This window comes from Pseudomonas fjordensis, from assembly GCF_976987115.1.
On sequence record NZ_OZ336860.1, the window covers coordinates 4,486,360 to 4,506,653 of the forward strand.

Here is a 20,294-nt window from a genome sequence, read left to right on the forward strand (position 1 = left end):
TTCTCAATGAGCCAAGGCCCTTTGATAATGCGCAACCCCGTTGACCCGGTTCCACCCCTGCCCCGCATCTATGCCCTGGACCCCCAAGCGGCGGAACAGAGCTGGGACAGCGCCCCGCAACTGCTGACGGCCCTCAATGCCGCGCGGCTGGGTGCCTGGTCCTGGGAAATCGACACGGGAAGAATCAGCTGGTCGCGGGGTACCCAGGCGTTATTCGGCTTTGACCCGCGCCAGCCTCTGCCCAAGGACCTCGACTACCTCGACCTGCTGGCCCCGCAAGACAGTGCGCGGGTGGTGCGCGGCTTTCATGCGGTGCTCGCCGGAGAGCCGCTCGACCGCGCCATGCATCACCGCATCCAATGGCCGGATGGCAGCCAGCACTGGCTGGAAATCAGCGGCAGCCTGGTTCCCGACAAGGCCGGGCGGCGGCGCATGATCGGGGTGATCCGCGAGATCACTCACCAACGCGACCGTGAACACGCCCTCAGCCATTCGGAAAAACGCTTCGCCACCCTGTTCCACCTGTGCCCGAACATGGTACTGCTGACGCGCCAGGCTGACGGCTTGATCAGCGAAGCCAACCAGTATTTCGAGATGCTGTTCGGTTGGCCAGTGGCCGATGCCATCGGCCGCACCACCCTGGAACTGGGCTTGTGGCGCCACCCGGAACAGCGTGCGCTGCTGGTCAAAGCCACGCAGCGCAAGGGTGAACCCATCACCATGGAAGTGCAGTTCTGCGCCAGCAACGGCCAGATCCATGACGGCACCCTCAGCGCGCAAAAGGTCGAACTGGACGGCGAGGCGTACCTGATCAGCACGTTCCTGGACACCACCGAACGTAAAAACGCCGAGCAAGCACTCAAGGACAGCCAGGAGCGCCTGGACCTGGCCCTGGACTCCGCGCAACTGGGCACCTGGGATTGGCACATCCCCAGCGGCATGCTTTACGGCTCAGCGCGTGCCGCCCAGCTGCATGGGCTGGAGCCAGCGCCGTTCCATGAGTCTTTCGAGGCATTTTTTGAAGGCATGTCCGATGAGGACCGCGAGGGCATGCGCCATGCGTACCGCAGCTTGCGCGAAGGCCCGGAGGGCAACTATCAGCTGACCTATCGCGTGCAAATGGAAGACGGCAGCCCGCGCTACCTGGAGAGCCGCGCACGCCTGTATCGCGATGAGTCGGGCAAGCCCCTGCGCATGGCCGGCACCTTGCTGGACATCACCGACCAGGTCGAGCGCGAGCAACGGCTGACCGCCTCGGAAGAAAAGTTCGCCAGCCTGTTCCAGGCCAGCCCCGACCCGATCTGCGTCACCTGCCTGGAGAGCGGCGCGTTTATCGAGATCAACCCGGCGTTTACCCAGACGTTTGGCTTTACAGCCGCCGAAGTGCTGGACAAAAGCGCCGAACAAATCGGCCTGTGGGACGACTCCAGCAAGCGCCTGCAGCGCATCGAGCAGGTGATACGCGAACAGGCCCTGAGCAATGTGGCGATCGTGGTGCATCACAAGGACGGCCAAAGCCTGACCTGCATGATTTCCAGCCGCTTGATCAAGGTCAGCGACCAGCCGTGCATCGTCACTACGCTGCGCGATATCACCCAGCAGCAACGCTCGGAAGCCGCACTCAAGGCCAGTGAAGAGAAGTTCGCCAAGGCGTTCCACTCCAGCCCCGATGCGATATCCATCACCGAACGCGACACCGGCCGTTATGTAGAGGTCAACGACGGCTTTTGCCGCCTGACCGGTTACCGCACCGAAGAGGCCATCGGCCTGACCTTGTACCAGATCGGCATCTGGGCCGACGAGAACCAGCGCGCCGCACTGTTGGCCGAGTTACAGATCAAGGGGCGCATTCACCACCTGGAAATGCTCTGGCGCAACAAGCGTGGCGAGGTGCTGGCGGTGGAGGTCTCGGTGGAGCCGATCACCCTGAATGAAACCCCCTGCCTGCTGCTGACCGCACGGGATGTAAGCCTATTGAAGAATGCCCAGGCGCAGATCCGTCACCTGGCCTATCACGACCCGCTGACCAACCTGCCAAACCGGGCACTGCTGATGGACCGCCTGAGCCAGCAGATCGCCCTGCTCAAGCGCCACAACCTGCGCGGCGCCCTGCTGTTTCTGGACCTGGACCACTTCAAGCACATCAACGACTCCCTCGGCCACCCCGTTGGCGACACCGTGCTGAAAATCGTCACCGCGCGCCTGGAAGCCAGCGTGCGCATGGAGGACACCGTGGCGCGCCTGGGCGGCGATGAGTTTGTGGTATTGCTCAGCGGCCTGGAGGGCACCCGCCAGACGGTCAGCAGCCAGGTGCAAGCGCTGGCCGATACCCTGCGCGAATTGCTCTCGGAGCCGATGTTTCTCGACGGCCATCGGCTGCAGGTCACGCCGAGCATCGGCGTGGCGTTGATCCCCGACCACGGCACCACCCCTGCCGATTTGCTCAAGCGCGCCGACATCGCCCTGTACCGCGCCAAGGACTCCGGGCGCAACACCACGCAGATGTTCCACAACAGCATGCAAAAAACCGCCAGCGAGCGCCTGCGCATGGAAACCGACTTGCGCCTGGCCTTGTCCCGCGGCGAATTCAGCGTGCACTACCAGCCCCAGGTGGATGCGCGCGGCGACAGGATAATCGGCGCCGAGGCTCTGGTGCGCTGGCAGCATCCACAATTGGGCGCGCAGTCGCCGACGGAATTTATCAAGGTATTGGAAGACAGCGGCCTGATCCTGGAGGTGGGTACTTGGATTCTCGATGAAGCCTGCGGCGCCTTTGCCCAGTTGATTGCCGACGGCTTGGTGGACCCGCTCAATTTCAGCCTGTGCGTGAACATCAGCCCCCGGCAGTTTCGCCAGAACGACTTTGTGGAACGGGTGGAGCACAGCCTCAAGCAACACGGCTTGCCGTTCAGCCTGCTGAAACTGGAAATTACCGAAGGCATCGTGATCCAGAACCTCGACGATACCGTGGTGAAGATGCGTCGCCTGAAAAAACTCGGCGTGAGCTTTGCGATGGATGATTTCGGCACCGGCTATTCATCCCTGACTTACCTCAAGCGCCTGCCGGTGGACGCGCTGAAGATCGATCAATCGTTCGTGCGCGATGCGACCCACGACCCCAATGATGCGGAAATCATCCGCGCCATTGTGGCCATGGCCCGCAGCCTGAACCTGGAAGTCATCGCCGAGGGGGTGGAAACCCTGGAGCAGTTGGCGTTCCTGCAAAAGCTCGGCTGCCACTTATTCCAGGGGTATTTGCACAGCCGACCGCTGCCAATCGAGGGGTTCAGGCGGCTGCTGGATGCGGCATACCCAGCAGGCGGCTGACTTGGTTCAAGTCCGTCTCGCGGCGCAGGGCGGTGAACAACTCCACTGCCTCCGGGTAGTTACGCGTGAGCATCGCCAGCCACTGCTTCAAGCGGCCGGGCGCCTGCTTTTCCGTGAGTTGCGCCACCGACTGGCGCCAGAACTCCTGAAGCATGGGCTGCATCTGCGCCCAAGTCATCTCGACCACCTCTTCGCCGGCTTTGGCCGCCACAATCTGCCGTGCCAGGTCGGGCCGCGCTACCAGGCCACGGCCCAGCATGATGTCTTCGGCGCCGCTGATTTCGCGGCAGCGCTTCCAGTCTTCGACGCTCCAGATATCGCCATTGGCAAACACCGGCACCTTGACCACGTCCTGCACCCTCGGGATCCACTCCCAATGGGCCGGCGGCTTGTAGCCATCGGCCTTGGTGCGCGCATGCACCACGATATGCGCCGCGCCGCCCTCGGCCAGGGCCGTGGCGCACACCAATGCACCATCCGGGCTGTCGAAGCCCAGGCGCATCTTGGCGGTTACGGGAATATGCGCGGGTACGGCGCGGCGCACGTGCTCGACGATCTGGTTGAGCAGCTCTGGCTCCTTGAGCAGCACCGCGCCACCTCGGGATTTATTCACGGTTTTGGCCGGGCAACCGAAGTTAAGGTCAATCACCTCAGAACCCAATTCACAGGCCAGGGCGGCATTTTCCGCCAGGCACACTGGATCGGAGCCGAGCAACTGCACCCGCAACGGCACACCGGCCGCCGTGTGGGCACCGTGCAGCAGTTCAGGCGCGAGCTTGTGGAAATAGGCAGGCGTGAGCAGGCGGTCGTTGACCCGGATAAATTCGGTCACGCACCAGTCGATACCGCCCACGTGGGTCAACACGTCCCGCAGGATGTTGTCGACCAACCCCTCCATGGGCGCCAAAGCAATTTGCATGGAAAACACTCAACAAAAATCGTGGCGCAGTTTACTGGGTTTCCAGCGACAACCGTTAACCCCCTGTCAGGGCGGGGCCGTAACCGTCGATAAACTCGGCGGGCATGCGCTTGGGCTTGCCGCTGGACAATTCAATGCACACGAAGGTGGTTTGCGCACGCAGCAGGGTCGCACCATCACGGGGGCGTACCAGCTGGAAACGACGGGTCATTTTCAGGCGTTGGTCCCAATCGACGATCCAGGTGGCCAGTTGTAATTCGTCGCCCTCATAGCCTGCCGCCAGGTAGTCGATTTCATGGCGCACCACGGCCATGGCGCGGTCCAGGCGGCGGTATTCGGTGAGGTCCAGCCCCAGGCGCTGGGAGTGGCGCCAGGCGCAACGCTCCAGCCATGAGACATACACCGCATTATTGGCGTGCCCCAGGCCGTCGATGTCCTCAGCCGCAACCTGCAGATCGATGATGAACGGCGTTGCCAAATCCCAGCCCATGCCTTGCTCCAGTCGATTGATGTCGGCGGGGCAGTGTATCAGGCGCTCTGGCGCTCCTGTAGACGGCAGCCGGCCAATAGGGCGAGTACAGCGTCGATCACCTGCGGGTCGGCGAGCACTTTCTGGTGGCCGCCCTGCTCCAGGCGCAGCAGGCGGCTGTCGAACCAGGCTTCGTGAATGGCTTGAGCCGCCCTGACCGGAACGAAGGTGTCGTCTTCGGCGTGGACGATCAGGCCGGGAATGTTCATTTGGTAGTGGGCCACGTCCAGGTGCTTGAGCGGCATGCCCATGCTCAACTCCACTTCCTGGATAAAGGCTGAGCGCGCCCGTGGTGGCAAGCCGACCATACGGGTGAACCCGCGCAACACATCCAGAAAGCGCGACGGCGCGGCAATGCTGACCAATGCCTGTGTACGCAACCCCAACTGCACCGCCAACATCGCACTGGCGCCGCCCATGGAATGGCCGACCACCGCGTACAGCGGCGGCAACTCGGCCGCCGCCTCAAGCATGGCGCGGGCAAACAGCAGCACATGGGCTTCACGCCCCGGGGAACGGCCGTGGGCGGGACCGTCCAGGGCAATTACCGAATAGCCGTTGTCGACCAACGCTGTGATCAAGCTGGCGAATTGAGTGGGCCGGCCTTCCCAGCCATGCATCAGCAGCACCGCCGGGCCATGCCCCCATCGCAACGCCGACAGGCCGAAACGCAGGGTAATGCGCTCCGATTGCGCCAACAACGGCAGCTCCCAGTCACGCGGCGGCAGATCGCGCGGGGTCATGAAGGTGCGACGCATCTTGCTGGCGACCGCATGCGGCGCAAGGCGCCCCACCGTGCCATTGAAACCACGAACCCAGGTCAATGCGCCCATCTTGCGTCCCCTTTTTCAGCGTACCGCCGACTTGGCCGCACGTATCACCCGATCCGATAACTCGCCCGGCCCCAGCGCCCGCGCCAGGGTCAGCCCTCCTACCATCAAGGCCATGTCCGCCAGGGCCTTATCGATCTCTTCGGGGCTGCCGGCCAATTGCGCGGCCATCAACTCGACGTGTTCGTTCAAGACCTCGCGAAAAGCGTCCGGCAAGCGCCCCATCTCCCCCACTGTCGCGGGCAACGGGCAGGCCTGGGTCGTGGAGTCGCGGTGCTTGCGTGACAGATAAAACGCGGCGACCAGCGTGCGGCGCTCTTCGCCGGTCAGCTGTTCGTCCAAGTCATCGATGGAGGCGCGGCGCTGCGCCAACAACTGGTTGAACGCTTCCAACATCAAGGCGTCTTTGCTTTCAAAGTGCGCGTAGAAGCCTCCGACCGTCAGCCCAGCCGCCCCCATCACTTCACCCACACTAGGCTCAGCCGGGCCACGCTGGATCAACGCCGCGCTGGCAGCCTGCAAAATACGTTCGCGGGTTTGCGCTTTTTTATCGCTCATCGAAGCCTCCGTCTCTCATGGGTTGAATATTATTACCATAATAATATTTGGCAAGCGACAAGCACGACCGCCGGTCAGAACAGAAAAATGAGTAATAAGGAGGGAATTGGCCAAACGCCAGACAAACAAAAGGGCCATTCAATAATTGAATGACCCTTAAAAATCCCGCAGAGCGGGTAATCGTGGCGTCCCCTAGGGGACTCGAACCCCTGTTACCGCCGTGAAAGGGCGGTGTCCTAGGCCACTAGACGAAGGGGACACAAACCTTCTATACAACTGATCAGCGCTGAGAACTGATCGATTCAAGGACGGTGTGGCCGGAACCTTGAACCTGTAAAATTGGTGGAGCTAAACGGGATCGAACCGTTGACCTCTTGCATGCCATGCAAGCGCTCTCCCAGCTGAGCTATAGCCCCGGATTTTTCGTCTCGCGACGCAGCAGACCTTTCGAGCTGCTTGTTGAAACTGGCGTCCCCTAGGGGACTCGAACCCCTGTTACCGCCGTGAAAGGGCGGTGTCCTAGGCCACTAGACGAAGGGGACAAAACCTTCTGTACATCTGATCAGAGCTGAGACCTGATCAATTCAAGGACGGTGTGGCCGGAACCTTGAACCTGTAAATTGGTGGAGCTAAACGGGATCGAACCGTTGACCTCTTGCATGCCATGCAAGCGCTCTCCCAGCTGAGCTATAGCCCCTCATCGGTGAGGACGGGGCGAATCTTAATGGCGGTTTGGAAACGTGTCAAATTTATTTTCAACAATTTCCAAAATTTTTTGCCGGGATAACAATCACTTACCGACGAAACCCCGGAAAACCGGGGTTTCGTGCCGCAAGCGGCCTGCTTAAGCGATAGCGCCCAGCAGCTTTTCCCATTCCTTGTTTTCTTTCTTCGACACACCACCAAGCAAATCAAGGGCTTGGCGCAGGCGGAAACGGGTCAGGTCCGGGCCGAGAATTTCCATCGCATCCAGCACCGACACCGAACTGGCCTGCCCGGTGATTGCGGCAAACATCAGCGGCATGGCATCGCGCAGTTTCAGCTCAAGGGATTCCACTACCGCCTGGATGGTCGCGGTGATCGCATCCTTCTCCCACTGACGCAGGCTTTCAAGCTTCCACAGGATCAACTGCATCAGCTGGCGAACCTGGTCACCGGAAAGCTTCTTGGACTCGAACAGCTTGGGATCGGGATTCACGCCACCAGCAAAGAAGAAACTGGCCAAGGGGGCGACCTGGCTGAAGGTCTCTACCCTGCCCTGCACCAGCGGCGCGATCTTCATCATGTACTCGGGGTTCAACGCCCACTGCTGCACACGGCTGGCAAACTCCTCCACCGGCAGGTCACGCAGCCACTGGCCGTTGAGCCACGAGAGTTTCTCGATATCGAAGATCGGCCCGCCGAGGGAGACGCGGGACAGGTCGAAGTTGTCGACCATTTCCTGCAGCGAGAACTTCTCGCGCTCGTCCGGCATCGACCAGCCCATGCGGCCCAGGTAGTTGAGCATCGCCTCTGGCATGAAGCCCATGCGCTCGTAGAACGTCACCGACGTAGGGTTCTTGCGCTTGGACAGCTTGCTCTTGTCCGGGTTACGCAGCAGCGGCATGTAGCACAGCTGCGGTTGCTCCCAGCCGAAGTATTCGTACAGCAGGATGAGCTTGGGTGCCGATGGCAGCCACTCTTCGCCGCGCAGCACGTGGGTGATGCCCATCAGGTGGTCATCGACCACGTTGGCCAGGAAGTACGTCGGCAAGCCGTCGGTCTTCATCAGCACCTGCATGTCCATGCGGTCCCACGGGATCTCGACGTCACCGCGCAGCATGTCCGGCACCACGCACACGCCTTCGCTTGGCACCTTCATACGGATGACGTGGGGCTCACCAGCCGCCAGGCGCGCAGCCACTTCTTCCTTGGACAACAGCAACGCACGGCCATCGTAGCGCGGGGTCTCGCCACGGGCCTGTTGCTCGGCGCGCATCTGGTCCAGCTCTTCGGCGGTGCAGAAGCACGGGAAGGCATGGCCCATATCGACCAGTTGCTGGGTGTACTGCTTGTAGATGTCGCTGCGCTCGCTCTGGCGATACGGGCCGTGAGGGCCGCCCACGTCCGGGCCTTCAGCCCAGGTAATGCCCAACCAGCGCAGGGCATCGAAAATCTGCTGTTCGGACTCACGGGTGGAGCGCAGTTGATCGGTGTCTTCGATCCGCAGGATGAACTCACCGCCATGCTGCTTGGCAAAGCAGTAGTTGAACAGGGCGATGTAAGCAGTACCGACGTGGGGATCCCCAGTGGGCGATGGCGCAATGCGCGTGCGGACGGTGGTCATGGCAGGTCTCGAATGGGCGATATAACTGAAAATTCAAACAAGGGGCGAATGGTAACAGCCTGGGGGATATCTGGAAAACCGAGGCGCGGCCATCGCAGGCAAGCCAGCTCCCACATTTTGAGCGCATTCACAGATCAATGTGGGAGCCGGTTGCCCGCGATGAGCATAGGTATCTACATAACTTTGGGGATGACGCCGAACCTGTGGCGAGGGAGCTTGCTCCCGTGGCGGCCTGACAGCCGACGCTTATCTACCTGACGCGCCGCAGTCCGAATGTGGGAGCTGGCTTGCCTGCGATGGCGGCCTGACAGTCAACACCGTTGGACCGGGTACATATCCGTTATTTAGGTAACGGCCACTTAGGGTTCCGCCCTGACGGCGGCTCACTTTTGAAAAGCGCAAAAGTAAGCAAAACGCTCTTGCCCCACCACTCGGCACCTCGCTTAGGCTCGGTGTGCCCGAACACAGGCTTGAATCCGTGGGCCGCCGCCACGCGCCATCCATGGCGCGGGGCGGCTAACCCGGCGTCCTGCCGGGTTACCCACGAATTCAAGCCTGCGTTCGGCCAGCGTGGTTTAACGGGGCGCCTGAGATCAAGATCAAAAGCAGATCAAGATCAAGAGCGGCTCGCTTCGCATCGTGGTTACCGTCTGCGCTTACCGCCCACAGAGTTGTGTAGATACCTATGCCGCGATGAGCGCCAGCCCAATCAATACAAATCAAACAGCCAGCAGGCGCTCACGCAACTTGCCAATCTCATCGCGCGTCTGCGCCGCCGCCTCAAACTCCAGATCCCGCGCCAACTGGTACATCTTCTCTTCCAGTTGCCGAATCCGCTTGGTGATCTCACTCGGTGAGCGCAGTTCGTTCTCGTACTTGGCGCTCTCCTCGGCGGCCTTGGCCATGCCCTTGCGCTTCTTGCTGCGCGAGCCGGGCACGGTGGCGCCTTCCATGATGTCGGCAACGTCCTTGAACACACCTTTGGGGGTAATGCCGTGCTCCAGGTTGAACGCGATCTGCTTGTCGCGACGACGCTGGGTCTCGCCAATCGCCCGCTCCATGGAGCCGGTGATGCGGTCGGCATAGAGAATTGCGCGGCCATTGAGGTTACGCGCTGCTCGGCCGATGGTCTGGATCAATGAACGCTCGGAGCGCAGGAAGCCCTCCTTGTCCGCATCCAGAATCGCCACCAGCGACACTTCCGGCATGTCCAGGCCCTCACGCAGCAGGTTGATCCCCACCAGCACATCGAAGGTGCCCAGGCGCAGGTCGCGGATGATCTCCACGCGTTCCACGGTGTCGATGTCCGAGTGCAGGTAACGCACGCGTACGCCGTGGTCGGCCAGGTAGTCGGTCAAGTCTTCGGACATGCGCTTGGTCAGGGTGGTAACCAGCACCCGCTCTTCCAGGGCCACGCGCTTGTTGATCTCCGACAGCAAGTCGTCGACCTGGGTCAAGGCCGGGCGAATTTCGATTTCCGGGTCCACCAGGCCTGTGGGGCGTACCAGTTGCTCGATAACGCGGCCCGCGTGCTCGGCTTCATAGTTGCCCGGCGTGGCGGAGACGAAGATGGTCTGCGGGCTGATGGCTTCCCACTCGTCAAAGCGCATCGGCCGGTTGTCCAGCGCCGACGGCAGGCGAAAACCGTACTCCACCAGGGTTTCCTTGCGTGAACGGTCGCCCTTATACATAGCGCCCACTTGCGGCACGCTGACGTGGGATTCGTCGATCACCAGCAAGGCGTCCGGTGGCAGGTAGTCATAGAGCGTCGGCGGCGGCGCCCCGGAGTCACGGCCCGAGAGGTAACGCGAGTAGTTTTCGATGCCGTTGCAGTAGCCCAGCTCCAGGATCATCTCCAAGTCGAAGCGGGTGCGCTGCTCCAGGCGCTGGGCTTCCACCAGCTTATTGTTGGAGCGCAGGTATTCCAGGCGCTCGGCCAGCTCGACCTTGATGCCCTCGATGGCGCCCATCAGGGTTTCGCGCGGGGTTACGTAGTGGCTTTTGGGGTAGAAGGTGAAGCGTGGCAGCTTGCGGATCACCTCACCGGTCAACGGGTCGAAGGCTGACAGGCTTTCGACTTCATCATCGAACAGTTCGATGCGGATGGCTTCCAGGTCGGATTCGGCCGGGTAGATGTCGATCACATCGCCGCGCACTCGGAAGGTGGCGCGGGCGAAGTCCATGTCGTTACGGGTGTACTGCAGGCTCGCCAGGCGGCGCAACAGTTCGCGCTGGTCGAGTTTGTCGCCACGGTCGACGTGCAACACCATCTTCAGATAGGTTTCCGGGCTGCCCAAGCCGTAGATGCACGACACCGTGGTGACGATGATCGCGTCCTTGCGCTCAAGCAACGCCTTGGTGGCCGAGAGGCGCATCTGCTCGATGTGGTCGTTGATCGATGCATCCTTCTCGATAAAGGTATCGGAGGACGGCACATAGGCTTCGGGCTGGTAGTAGTCGTAGTAGGAAACGAAGTACTCCACCGCGTTGTTCGGGAAGAACGCCTTGAACTCGCCATAGAGCTGCGCCGCCAGGGTCTTGTTCGGCGCCAGCACCAGGGTTGGGCGGTTGGTCTGGGCGATCACGTTGGCGATGCTGAAGGTCTTGCCGGAACCGGTCACCCCAAGCAGCGTCTGGTGCGCCAGGCCGGCTTCGATGCCTTCGACCATCTGACGAATGGCTTCCGGTTGATCGCCGGCGGGTTCAAAACGGGTAACGAGCTGGAAATCCGACATAACGTACCTCGTGAAGTCACCCCAGACTCGACACCGCCAGGGACGAAATAGCTCAGCAACCCGCGAATAATCATCGCAGGTTGCAGGAAAAAACCATGATAGCTGTAGAAGTGGTGTCGAATGTGACGGGTTTCAAGGCCGTCGTCCTACACGACCTTTCTCGTCAATGTTGCAATAAGACTAACGGTCAGCAAATAAACCGAAAAACATGGCCGAAAAGCCGTTTCCGTTGTCGCTCTCAGCCGTGATGGCCTCTATACTAGCTCCCCGTTTGTGCACCGCTCTAGTGCATTCGGCTGGAGCGCGACACGTCCCTCCTACCCCCCATAGAGCTGCCGCAAAAATGAGCCTGTTCTCCGCTGTCGAAATGGCACCACGCGATCCAATCCTGGGCCTCAACGAAGCATTCAACGCCGATACACGAACCACCAAGGTGAACCTTGGCGTGGGCGTTTACTGCAACGAGGAGGGGAAGATTCCACTCTTGCGTGCCGTTGCCGAAGCGGAAGCCATTCGTGTGGCGCAACACGCCGCCCGTGGCTACTTGCCGATCGACGGCATCGTGGCGTACGACCAGGCCGTGCAAAAACTGCTGTTTGGCGCTGAGTCGCCGCTGTTGAGCGAAGGCCGTGTGATTACTGCCCAGGCCGTGGGCGGCACGGGCGCGCTGAAAATCGGCGCCGACTTCCTCAAGCAACTGCTGCCCAACGCCGTCGTCGCCATCAGCGACCCGAGCTGGGAAAACCACCAGGCGCTGTTTGAAAAAGCCGGTTTCCCGGTACAGACCTACCGCTACTACGAAGCCGCCACCCACGACGTAAACCGTGCCGGCCTGCTCGAAGACCTCAACGCCCTGCCGCCACAGTCCATCGTGGTGCTGCACGCCTGCTGCCATAACCCGACCGGCGTCGACCTCAGCCCGGCCGACTGGCAAGACGTGCTGGACGTGGTCAAGGCCAAGAACCTGGTCCCGTTCCTCGACATGGCCTACCAGGGCTTCGGCGACGGCATCCACGAAGACGCCGCCGCGGTGCGCCTGTTCGCGGAATCGGGCCTGACCTTCTTCGTGTCCAGCTCGTTCTCCAAGTCGTTCTCCCTGTACGGCGAACGTGTTGGCGCGCTGTCGATTGTCAGCGAGTCCAAGGAAGAAAGCGCGCGCATCCTGTCCCAGGTCAAGCGTGTGATCCGCACCAACTACTCCAACCCGCCCACCCACGGCGCAGCCATCGTTGCCGCCGTGTTGAACAACCCTGAGCTGCGCGCCCAGTGGGAAGCCGAACTGGCTGAAATGCGCTTGCGCATCCGCGGCATGCGCGAACAGATGGTGGCTGAGCTGGCCAAGGCGGCTCCAGGTCATGATTTCAGCTTCGTCGGCCGCCAGCGCGGGATGTTCTCCTACTCCGGCCTGACCGTTGAGCAAGTCACCCGCCTGCGCACCGAGTTTGGCATCTACGCACTGGATACCGGGCGTATCTGTGTGGCGGCACTGAACCAATCGAACATTGGTGCAGTGACCAAGGCGATTGTCGAGGTGCTGTAAGCAAGCCGGCAAGCGTTATACGAAAGGTGGAAGTCATGGGCTTCCACCTTTTTATTGGCGATGATTTATCGGCAACTGCTCACACATGCACTTTCGCTGCCGCCTGTTTGCATGCCCAGCGAAGAAAAGGCAACACTCTGCTATGTTTTCAACTCAACAACTTTGCAACTTTTCCCATCATGAATAATTTTCAACGCTGGACGATTAGAAATGATTCGCTCCATACCCGCAGGCGCCCAAGATAAGACCGGGTAATAAAAGGTCACTTCCTTACTCCCCCAACCGTTGTACTGCCAAGACACGGGCGCAGATCCAACTTGGGCCTGAATAGTTAACTTGGCCACTGCCGGATCTTCGGTTGCGATATGAACCATAGCATCGCTAGGAAGATCCCCTCCTTTGATCGTCCAAGCTATAATTCCTCGCCCGTCCACTCCATTATCTAGACAACGGGACAAACTTTCATCTATAACCAACTGCCGTTCGAAAGGCTCAGGCAAAATACAGTCGATATTAGTTTCATTAGCAGCTGCATATTCATGTTCCGCCTCACGTGCATTTCGTGCATGTTCACCTTCAAGACTTTGCACCTTAATATGATAACGACCATTTTCAAAAACCCAATCATCTGCATTTAATTGAGTAATACTTCTTCGAGCAGCCACGCGAGCCAAGCGCTCACTTAAACGGCCTAATGCGGCCTGCGCCTCCTCGCTCGACGGCGGACTATTTAGATAAGTATGCATATCATTATAAATATTTTGAAGTTGATGCAGCCTATTTGGACCTATAATTGTTCCCGCATTTTCTTCAAAGCTACTATGCGGATCATCTGAGCGTACAGCACCTGTGGGGCCAATAAATAAATTGCCAGGCATATAGGCAAAAAACTGACGAAACGTATCAAGCAGATCTTCCATGGGTGCACCAGGCACAACATTATGCACAACTCCACCGTTCGCCATTCCAGCCAAAACGACGCTCGTATGATGATTGTCCTGCTCATTACGGAAAGTACAGCTCGCACCCGCCCCACCCGGCCCGCCATAGTACGCTAAATTATTAGCAAACACAGTCAGAAAACCAGAAAGCCTACTAATTTCAGCTCGATCAATTACGGTATTGTAAAATCGAGTTAATAGTTCATTTGGAATCACGTGATGACGATCCAGCTGAACGGTAAATCCCGGCCCCGTTCCTGTGGCTTGCAGGTTAGCTTGCGCATTGGGTAGCTGGTTATAAGGTTGTCCAGGGCGAGCAGTAGGAAGATGCAGATCATGATATTCTGGCGCAGCGCTTGCAGCCGTAGAAATTACAAATACAATCGACGCCACTACATTTAAAACGCCTTTACCCACCCACGATTTTTTATACATGCATGAGTACGCAATTTCACTCATACCCCTATCAAACTTACTCAACTGGTGCTTCATCGTGATACTCCTCGGTAGAATCCGAAAGCGCACATGAGGCTCAGCCGCCCTGGCTCACGGATTATTATTTGACGACTGAATGACTATACAACCAAGATCTGATGCCCATACTTTCCCCTGGCAAACAACTTTCAACAACTGTGAACCTTGACAGGTTCTCCAACCTTTTCGCTATAAGCCTTATTCCGAACGACAGCCTTGAACAGCTGCCCACTCTATATTTCAGCTATGTCACCCTGAACAAGGTTTATACCTTCCGACACATTTCCCGGAGGGAGTAATGAACACGAGAAAAAGGCAATCTATCGAACTCAGGACTCTGCTCAAACCAAACAAATGGTGGAGAATCGGTGCAAATACATAACAGCGAACGGCCTCACCGGGCGTTTTTAGGCTGAAATGGGTGAAAACCTGTTTCAGGACTGGATACGAACACCTAGACTGAACACCGACTGCCCCTTGCTGTGAGAGCTTTATGAGAAACGACGACCTGGACCTGCGCGCCGACCGCGACGAACTGCATGACTACGCCCCACGTGCACCGCAAGCCAAGCGCCAGAAGAGCCTGGTGTTGCAAGTGGCGTTGGGGGTATTTCTGGGTGGGCTGGCCTTGTGGCTGGTGCAGTTGGGTGCAACGGCGATCATGGCCAAGCTGGCCATGGGCACCCTGCAATTTGGCGGCTGATGAAGTTCAAGCCCCTATACCTGTAGGAGCGAGCTTGCTCGCGAAAAACTCACAGACGCCGCGTTTATTCAGGAAGCACGCGTAATCGTTGACGTTTTTCGCGAGCAAGCTCGCTCCTACAGGTATCAGGGCTTGCCCCTTTCACATTGGATTTAGGTTGCCACCAGATCGCGTTCTTCCAGTAGCTTTACGAAACTATTCAAACTCTGCGACACCGTGCCCCGCCGCCAGATCAGCCAGGTATTCAAAATACGAAACGTGTCGGGCAGCGGCCACACACTCACCGCCGCACACCCCGGCATACTCTCCAGCATACTGCACGGCATCAGCGCCAGCCCGGCCCCGGCGCTGACACAGGCCAACATGCCGTGGTACGACTCGATCTCGAAGATCCTGCCCGGCACCGCGCCATCCTGTGAGAACCAGCGTTCGAAGTGATGCCGATACGAGCAGTTGGAGCGGAACGTATAGATGTTCTCGCCATTCACATCCTGGCCACGGGTGATCGGCGCGTGATGCAGCGGTGCAATCACCACCATCTCCTCCTCGAACACTGCCACACCCTCTAGCGTGGAATGCAGCACTGGCCCATCGACAAAGGCCGCCGTCAGCCGGCCCGACAGCACGCCTTCGATCATGGTGCCCGAGGGGCCGGTGCTCAGGTCCAGCTCGACCTTGGTGTATTGCTGGTTATACGCCGCCAGTAACGCCGGGATACGCACCGCCGCCGTGCTCTCCAGCGAGCCCAGGGCAAAGGCGCCCTGGGGCTCCTCCCCCGCCACCGTGGCGCGGGCTTCCTGTACCAGATCGAGAATGCGCCGCGTGTAGCCGAGGAAATTCCACCCCGCCGGAGACAAACGCAAGCGACTCTTCTCTCGGATGAATAACTCCACGCTCAAATCCTGCTCCAGTTGTTTGATGCGCGTGGTGAGGTTCGATGGCACGCGATGAATCAACTGCGCGGCGGCGCTGATGCTGCCTTGCTCGGCAACGGCCTTGAAAATTTCCAGCTGCACCAGATCCAAATCATTCTCCATTCATGAATGTATTGCTTAATATTATTCAGTTTTCAGAAAACATGCAGCCCCGTACGCTGGCCCCATTCCACTCATTCAGCCGGACGGTGCCATGAACAACCCTATTTCCCACCAGACCCACGCCCTGTCGATCAACCCCGCCAACGGTGAAACAGTCGGCAGCTACCCCTATGAAAGCGCAGAACAACTGGATGCCGCCCTCACCCGCGCGACCGAGGCCTTCCGTACCTGGCGCCGCACTTCGGTAAACCAGCGCGCCGAATACCTGCTGGCCCTGGCCGCTGCCCTGCGTGAACAGGCTGAAGACATGGCGCAAATGATCACCCTGGAAATGGGCAAACCCATCGCCCAGGCCCGCGCCGAGATCGAAAAGTGTGCACAACTGAGCGAGTGGTACGCCGCCCATGGCCCGGCGATGCTCGCCCCGGAGCGCACCCTGGTGGACAACGGCAGCGCGCACATCGAATACCGCCCACTGGGCCCGATCCTCGCGGTGATGCCGTGGAATTTCCCGGTGTGGCAAGTGCTGCGCGGCGCGGTGCCGACCCTGCTTGCCGGCAACACCTATGTGCTCAAGCATGCGCCCAACGTGATGGGCAGCGCCTACCTGATCCAGCAGGCGCTGCGCAAAGCTGGTTTTGCTGAAGGCGTATTTGAAGTAATCAACGTCACCCAGGACGGCGTGTCCACCGCCATCGCCGACCCACGCATCGCCGCCGTGACGCTCACCGGCAGCGTGCGCGCCGGTATCGCCATCGGCTCCCAGGCCGGCGCCGCCCTGAAGAAGTGTGTACTGGAACTGGGCGGCTCCGACCCGTTTATCGTGCTCAACGACGCCGACCTCGACGCCGCTGTGCAAGCCGCCGTGATCGGCCGTTTCCAGAACAGCGGCCAAGTCTGCGCCGCCGCCAAGCGCCTGATCATTGAGGCCGGTGTGGTGGACGCCTTCACCGCCAAATTCGTTGAGGCCACCCGCGCCCTGGTGATGGGCGACCCAGTGTCAGCCAACACCTATGTGGGCCCGATGGCTCGCTTCGACCTGCGCGACGAGCTGCATGGCCAAGTGCAGGCCACGCTGGAAGAAGGCGCTACCCTGTTGCTGGGCGGCAACAAAGTCGTTGGCGCTGGCAATTACTACGAGCCGACCGTGTTAGCGAACGTCACCGACCAGATGACCTCGTTCAAACAGGAACTGTTCGGCCCTGTGGCGTCGATCATCACCGCCCGCGATGCCGAGCATGCCGTCGCCCTGGCCAACGACAGCGAGTTTGGCCTGACTGCGAGCATCTTCACCAGCGACGCGGCAAAGGCGCGGGGTATCGCCGATCAGTTGGAAACCGGTGGGGTCTTCGTCAATTCGTTCAGCGTGTCAGACCCTCGGGTGGCATTTGGCGGCGTGAAGAAGAGTGGGTTCGGTCGCGAGCTGTCGCACTTCGGCATACGCGAGTTTTGCAATGCGCAGACGGTGTGGCTGGATCGTAAGTAGCTCGCCAAGAGCCACAAATCAGCCTTGGCGCACTTCAACAATTTATGTGCCGCCGCACGCACTGCACCAACCCGTCCAGTGCCGGGGGATTCACCGGCGCGAGCACACAGACCGTGTGCTCACGCTTGCCCTCCGCGACTGTCAGGGTGTAATGCACCCGGCCTGGGTTGCCAGGCTCGGGATCGGTACTTTGTGGCAACTTGAAAAAATCGGCAGCTTCGATCAGTTGCCGTAACTCCTGCTGGTCGGGTTCGGGCAGCGAGTCCAGTTCCACCGTACGCGGCTTGGCCAGCCCCGGAAAATACGCCGCCCCGCCGCTTTCCTTGATTGAAATTCGCATGGCTGTTCCTCGCCGCCCAGGCGGCTTCGTCAAACGTTTATGCCCACCGCTTTCCAGCCTGCCTTGACCGCCTTCTGTTCATCCTTGTTCACGCCATAAAGCTGGCCGGCAATGTCGTGGGTGATGCGCGCAAAACGCAAAAACCCGGAGTTGGGCCGCAGCCGCGAATCGCGCAGTGCGTCGTACCAGATACGCCCGGCACGCTCCCAGGCGAACCCGCCTATATTGATCGCCACCTGATAGAACGCATGGTTGGGAATGCCGGAATTGATATGCACCCCACCATTGTCCTCGTAAGTCTGTACAAAATCATCCATATGCCCCGGCTGCGGGTCTTTGCCCAGCAGCTTGTCATCAAAGGCGGTGCCTGGCGCTTTCATCGAGCGCAGGGCGGTGCCTTTGATCTTTTTGGTAAACAGCCCCTTGCCGATCAACCAGTCGGCGTCCTCGGCCTTTTGCTTTAACGCGTACTGCTTGATCAACGAGCCGAAGACGTCCGACAACGACTCGTTCAGCGCGCCGGACTGGTTGAAGTACATGAGCTTGGCCTCATCCTCGGTCACGCCATGGGCCAACTCATGGCCGATGACATCGAGCGCCACCGTGAAGCGGTTGAACAACTGCTGGTCGCCATCGCCAAACACCATCTGGGTCGAATTCCAGAATGCATTGTTGTAGTCCTGGCCGAAGTGCACAGTGGCATCCAGGGCCATGCCCGCGTCGTCGATGGAATTGCGGTCGAACACTTGGTCGAAAAAGTCGAAGGTTGCGCCCAGGCCGTCATAGGCCTCATCCACCGCAGCATCGCCACTGGCGGGCTGCCCTTCGCCACGGATCAGTTTTCCGGGCAGGCTGTCGGTGTTGTTGGCGCTGTAGATCGAGCGCTGTTTTTCGCTGCCCGCCGCCAATGCCATCCGCGCGGGGCTTTTGGCGGGTTCGGCGACCATGCGCAACGAGCGGAACGTGCTGTCCTTGGCACGCGTGCGTAACGCGACCTCCCGTTGCGCTTTGTCGCCGTGGCGTGCGATCTGGTCGAGCATGTACGGCGGAATCAGGCAGAAAATCGGATTGCGTGGTTGGCGAACACACATGAGCTGGCTCCTTTTTGGCGTGTGATGAACGTCCGGGTAACGTTTTTCAGGATAGCCCTGGGATCGCCACCCGGGCCAAATTGTCATGAGTTTGTGTTGCAGTGGTGTTTATCCGAGGCCCATAAGGAACATGCCCATGCCCGCCCGCACAGTCAAAATCGACCTGTCGCACCGCCCCAGGCTCGCCGATCTGCGACCGTTGATCGCGCCCAGCCCCACCCTGCTGGAAGCCAGAGCCGCGACGTCGCGTGTCACAGCGGCCAAGGACCTCAAAAACCGCGTTGGCTACGTCGACGATTTCCTCAGTGACTTCGTGGTGCCATGGCCCACGGTTGGCGAGCCACTGGCGGGCGACGTGCAACCCAAGCGCCTGGACTACACGCATTTCTCCATCACCATGTCGCGCTCTCGACGACTGGCGCTGTACGTGGGGGTAAATATCGACGGCGCCAAGCATGTGGACATCGTGCGCAGCAACGACTCCTGGGCCTACGATGGCCGCCTGCCCACCGACGCGCAGGTCGGTGAAGACCTGTACGCCGGCAACGGCCTGGACCGCGGCCACCTGGTGCGCCGCCAGGACCCCAACTGGGGCGACGACGCGACCACGGCCAACCTCGACACCTTCCACTTCACCAACTGCTCGCCACAGATGAGCGGCTTCAATCAGAAGACCTGGCTGGAACTCGAGGACTATATCCTCGACAACACCCAGCGCTGGAAAGCCCGGGCCACGGTGTTCAGCGGCCCGGTGTTCAGCGACAACGACCGCGTGTATCGCGGGGTAAAAATCCCCCAGGCGTTCTGGAAAGTGGTGGCCTACCTCAGCGACGACGGCAAACCGTCCGCCAGCGCCTACATGATTGACCAGCGCCGCGAGCTGGACCAATTGGACCTGGTGTTCGGCCAGCTCAGGACCTACCAACGCAGTGTGATTGCGATCGAACAATTGACCGGCATTCGCTTCGGCCAACTGGCTGACTACGACGGCTTCAGCAACGAAGAGCGCGCTACCGGCACGCGCATCGAAGCCCTGATCCGCGGCCCCCAAGACATTCGACTCTAACCACTCCGCCTGTAGGAGCGAGCTTGCTCGCGAAGACCGTCAACGATAACGCAGGGGCGCCTGATGGCCCGCGGTGTTCTCAAGTTCTTCGCGAGCAAGCTCGCTCCTACAGGGCGTGATCGCTTACCATACCGGCGCCGGTTCCCACGTGGGACTAATAGGGAATTCGAAACGCCGCCCAGGCGTCAATCGAAACTGCCCCCGCAACTGTAGGTGCTGAGCCTGCCCCTGAATGCCACTGGACCTCGTCCGGGAAGGCGGGGGCGTGGCGATGACGCATCAGTCAGGAGACCTGCCGGCCCAGCAACATCACTAACCGGCGGGGTGTCCGGGAAGGACATCCTGGCCCTGCGCACCTGTAGCGTCCCAGGGCGTATTTCCGAGCCGTAACT

At 60.0% G+C, this 20,294-nt stretch carries 15 protein-coding genes, 4 tRNA genes and 1 riboswitch; of the genes, 5 read left to right on the plus strand and 14 right to left on the minus strand.

The features are described 5' to 3' along the window. The first annotated feature begins 27 nt into the window (after nucleotides 1-27). Nucleotides 28-3,327, plus strand: a complete 3,300-nt coding sequence (locus ACWHXD_RS20415) for an EAL domain-containing protein (RefSeq protein WP_499084623.1) — start codon at nucleotides 28-30, stop codon at nucleotides 3,325-3,327. On the opposite strand, the gene ACWHXD_RS20420 is transcribed toward ACWHXD_RS20415, so the two are convergent. The 10 genes from ACWHXD_RS20420 to uvrB form a co-directional block, all read right to left on the minus strand. Beyond that, on the minus strand, nucleotides 3,287-4,246 hold the full coding sequence (locus tag ACWHXD_RS20420) for a tRNA dihydrouridine synthase (RefSeq protein WP_032896135.1): 960 nt from the start codon (nucleotides 4,244-4,246) through the stop codon (nucleotides 3,287-3,289). The two genes, ACWHXD_RS20415 and ACWHXD_RS20420, sit on opposite strands and share 41 nt — an antisense overlap. 55 nt (nucleotides 4,247-4,301) lie before the next feature. Next, nucleotides 4,302-4,736: an acyl-CoA thioesterase gene (locus ACWHXD_RS20425; protein WP_003192568.1), complete on the minus strand. Its 435-nt coding sequence runs from the start codon at nucleotides 4,734-4,736 to the stop codon at nucleotides 4,302-4,304. Nucleotides 4,737-4,774: 38 nt separating this feature from the next. Continuing rightward, nucleotides 4,775-5,608, minus strand: coding sequence for an alpha/beta hydrolase (locus tag ACWHXD_RS20430; protein WP_003192569.1), 834 nt, complete (start codon nucleotides 5,606-5,608; stop codon nucleotides 4,775-4,777). Nucleotides 5,609-5,623: 15 nt separating this feature from the next. Further along, complete coding sequence (locus ACWHXD_RS20435; RefSeq protein ID WP_003192571.1) at nucleotides 5,624-6,163, minus strand: TetR/AcrR family transcriptional regulator; 540 nt, start codon at nucleotides 6,161-6,163, stop codon at nucleotides 5,624-5,626. Nucleotides 6,164-6,346: 183 nt separating this feature from the next. Beyond that, a tRNA-Glu gene (locus ACWHXD_RS20440) sits at nucleotides 6,347-6,422 on the minus strand. An 81-nt stretch (nucleotides 6,423-6,503) separates the two neighbouring features. After that, a tRNA-Ala gene (locus ACWHXD_RS20445) sits at nucleotides 6,504-6,579 on the minus strand. Between the two features lie 50 nt (nucleotides 6,580-6,629). Beyond that, nucleotides 6,630-6,705: transfer RNA gene (locus ACWHXD_RS20450), tRNA-Glu, on the minus strand. 79 nt (nucleotides 6,706-6,784) lie between these two features. Next, nucleotides 6,785-6,860 (minus strand) — tRNA-Ala (locus ACWHXD_RS20455). 147 nt (nucleotides 6,861-7,007) lie between these two features. Then, entirely contained in the window at nucleotides 7,008-8,489 is a 1,482-nt protein-coding gene (gltX, locus tag ACWHXD_RS20460; protein WP_019820852.1) for a glutamate--tRNA ligase, read from the minus strand. A gap of 719 nt (nucleotides 8,490-9,208) precedes the next feature. Beyond that, nucleotides 9,209-11,224, minus strand: coding sequence for an excinuclease ABC subunit UvrB (gene uvrB, locus ACWHXD_RS20465; RefSeq protein WP_003192575.1), 2,016 nt, complete (start codon nucleotides 11,222-11,224; stop codon nucleotides 9,209-9,211). Between the two features lie 343 nt (nucleotides 11,225-11,567). Between uvrB and ACWHXD_RS20470 the strand changes: the two genes are divergently transcribed. Then, a complete protein-coding gene (locus ACWHXD_RS20470) occupies nucleotides 11,568-12,764 on the plus strand; it encodes an amino acid aminotransferase (RefSeq protein WP_138762923.1) in 1,197 nt (398 codons plus the stop codon). 140 nt (nucleotides 12,765-12,904) lie between these two features. Here the strand turns inward: ACWHXD_RS20470 and ACWHXD_RS20475 are convergent, their stop codons facing one another. Next, nucleotides 12,905-14,197, minus strand: a complete 1,293-nt coding sequence (locus ACWHXD_RS20475; RefSeq protein WP_138762924.1) for a hypothetical protein — start codon at nucleotides 14,195-14,197, stop codon at nucleotides 12,905-12,907. Nucleotides 14,198-14,672: 475 nt separating this feature from the next. Between ACWHXD_RS20475 and ACWHXD_RS20480 the strand changes: the two genes are divergently transcribed. Beyond that, a complete protein-coding gene (locus ACWHXD_RS20480) occupies nucleotides 14,673-14,882 on the plus strand; it encodes a hypothetical protein (protein ID WP_005789784.1) in 210 nt (69 codons plus the stop codon). A 152-nt stretch (nucleotides 14,883-15,034) separates the two neighbouring features. Here the strand turns inward: ACWHXD_RS20480 and ptrR are convergent, their stop codons facing one another. Beyond that, entirely contained in the window at nucleotides 15,035-15,907 is an 873-nt protein-coding gene (gene ptrR, locus ACWHXD_RS20485; protein WP_138762925.1) for a putrescine utilization regulator PtrR, read from the minus strand. 103 nt (nucleotides 15,908-16,010) lie between these two features. On the opposite strand from ptrR, the gene ACWHXD_RS20490 reads away from it, so the two are divergent. Further along, nucleotides 16,011-17,405 (plus strand): aldehyde dehydrogenase family protein, encoded by a 1,395-nt coding sequence (locus ACWHXD_RS20490; RefSeq protein ID WP_138762926.1) that lies wholly within the window; start codon nucleotides 16,011-16,013, stop codon nucleotides 17,403-17,405. A 34-nt stretch (nucleotides 17,406-17,439) separates the two neighbouring features. On the opposite strand, the gene ACWHXD_RS20495 is transcribed toward ACWHXD_RS20490, so the two are convergent. After that, entirely contained in the window at nucleotides 17,440-17,745 is a 306-nt protein-coding gene (locus tag ACWHXD_RS20495) for a protealysin inhibitor emfourin (RefSeq protein ID WP_032896129.1), read from the minus strand. Nucleotides 17,746-17,774: 29 nt separating this feature from the next. Beyond that, on the minus strand, nucleotides 17,775-18,836 hold the full coding sequence (locus ACWHXD_RS20500) for a M4 family metallopeptidase (protein ID WP_138762927.1): 1,062 nt from the start codon (nucleotides 18,834-18,836) through the stop codon (nucleotides 17,775-17,777). A 136-nt stretch (nucleotides 18,837-18,972) separates the two neighbouring features. On the opposite strand from ACWHXD_RS20500, the gene ACWHXD_RS20505 reads away from it, so the two are divergent. Then, nucleotides 18,973-19,902: a DNA/RNA non-specific endonuclease gene (locus tag ACWHXD_RS20505; RefSeq protein ID WP_138762928.1), complete on the plus strand. Its 930-nt coding sequence runs from the start codon at nucleotides 18,973-18,975 to the stop codon at nucleotides 19,900-19,902. Nucleotides 19,903-20,023: 121 nt separating this feature from the next. Further along, a riboswitch (cobalamin riboswitch) is annotated at nucleotides 20,024-20,216 on the plus strand. Nucleotides 20,217-20,294 lie beyond the last annotated feature (78 nt).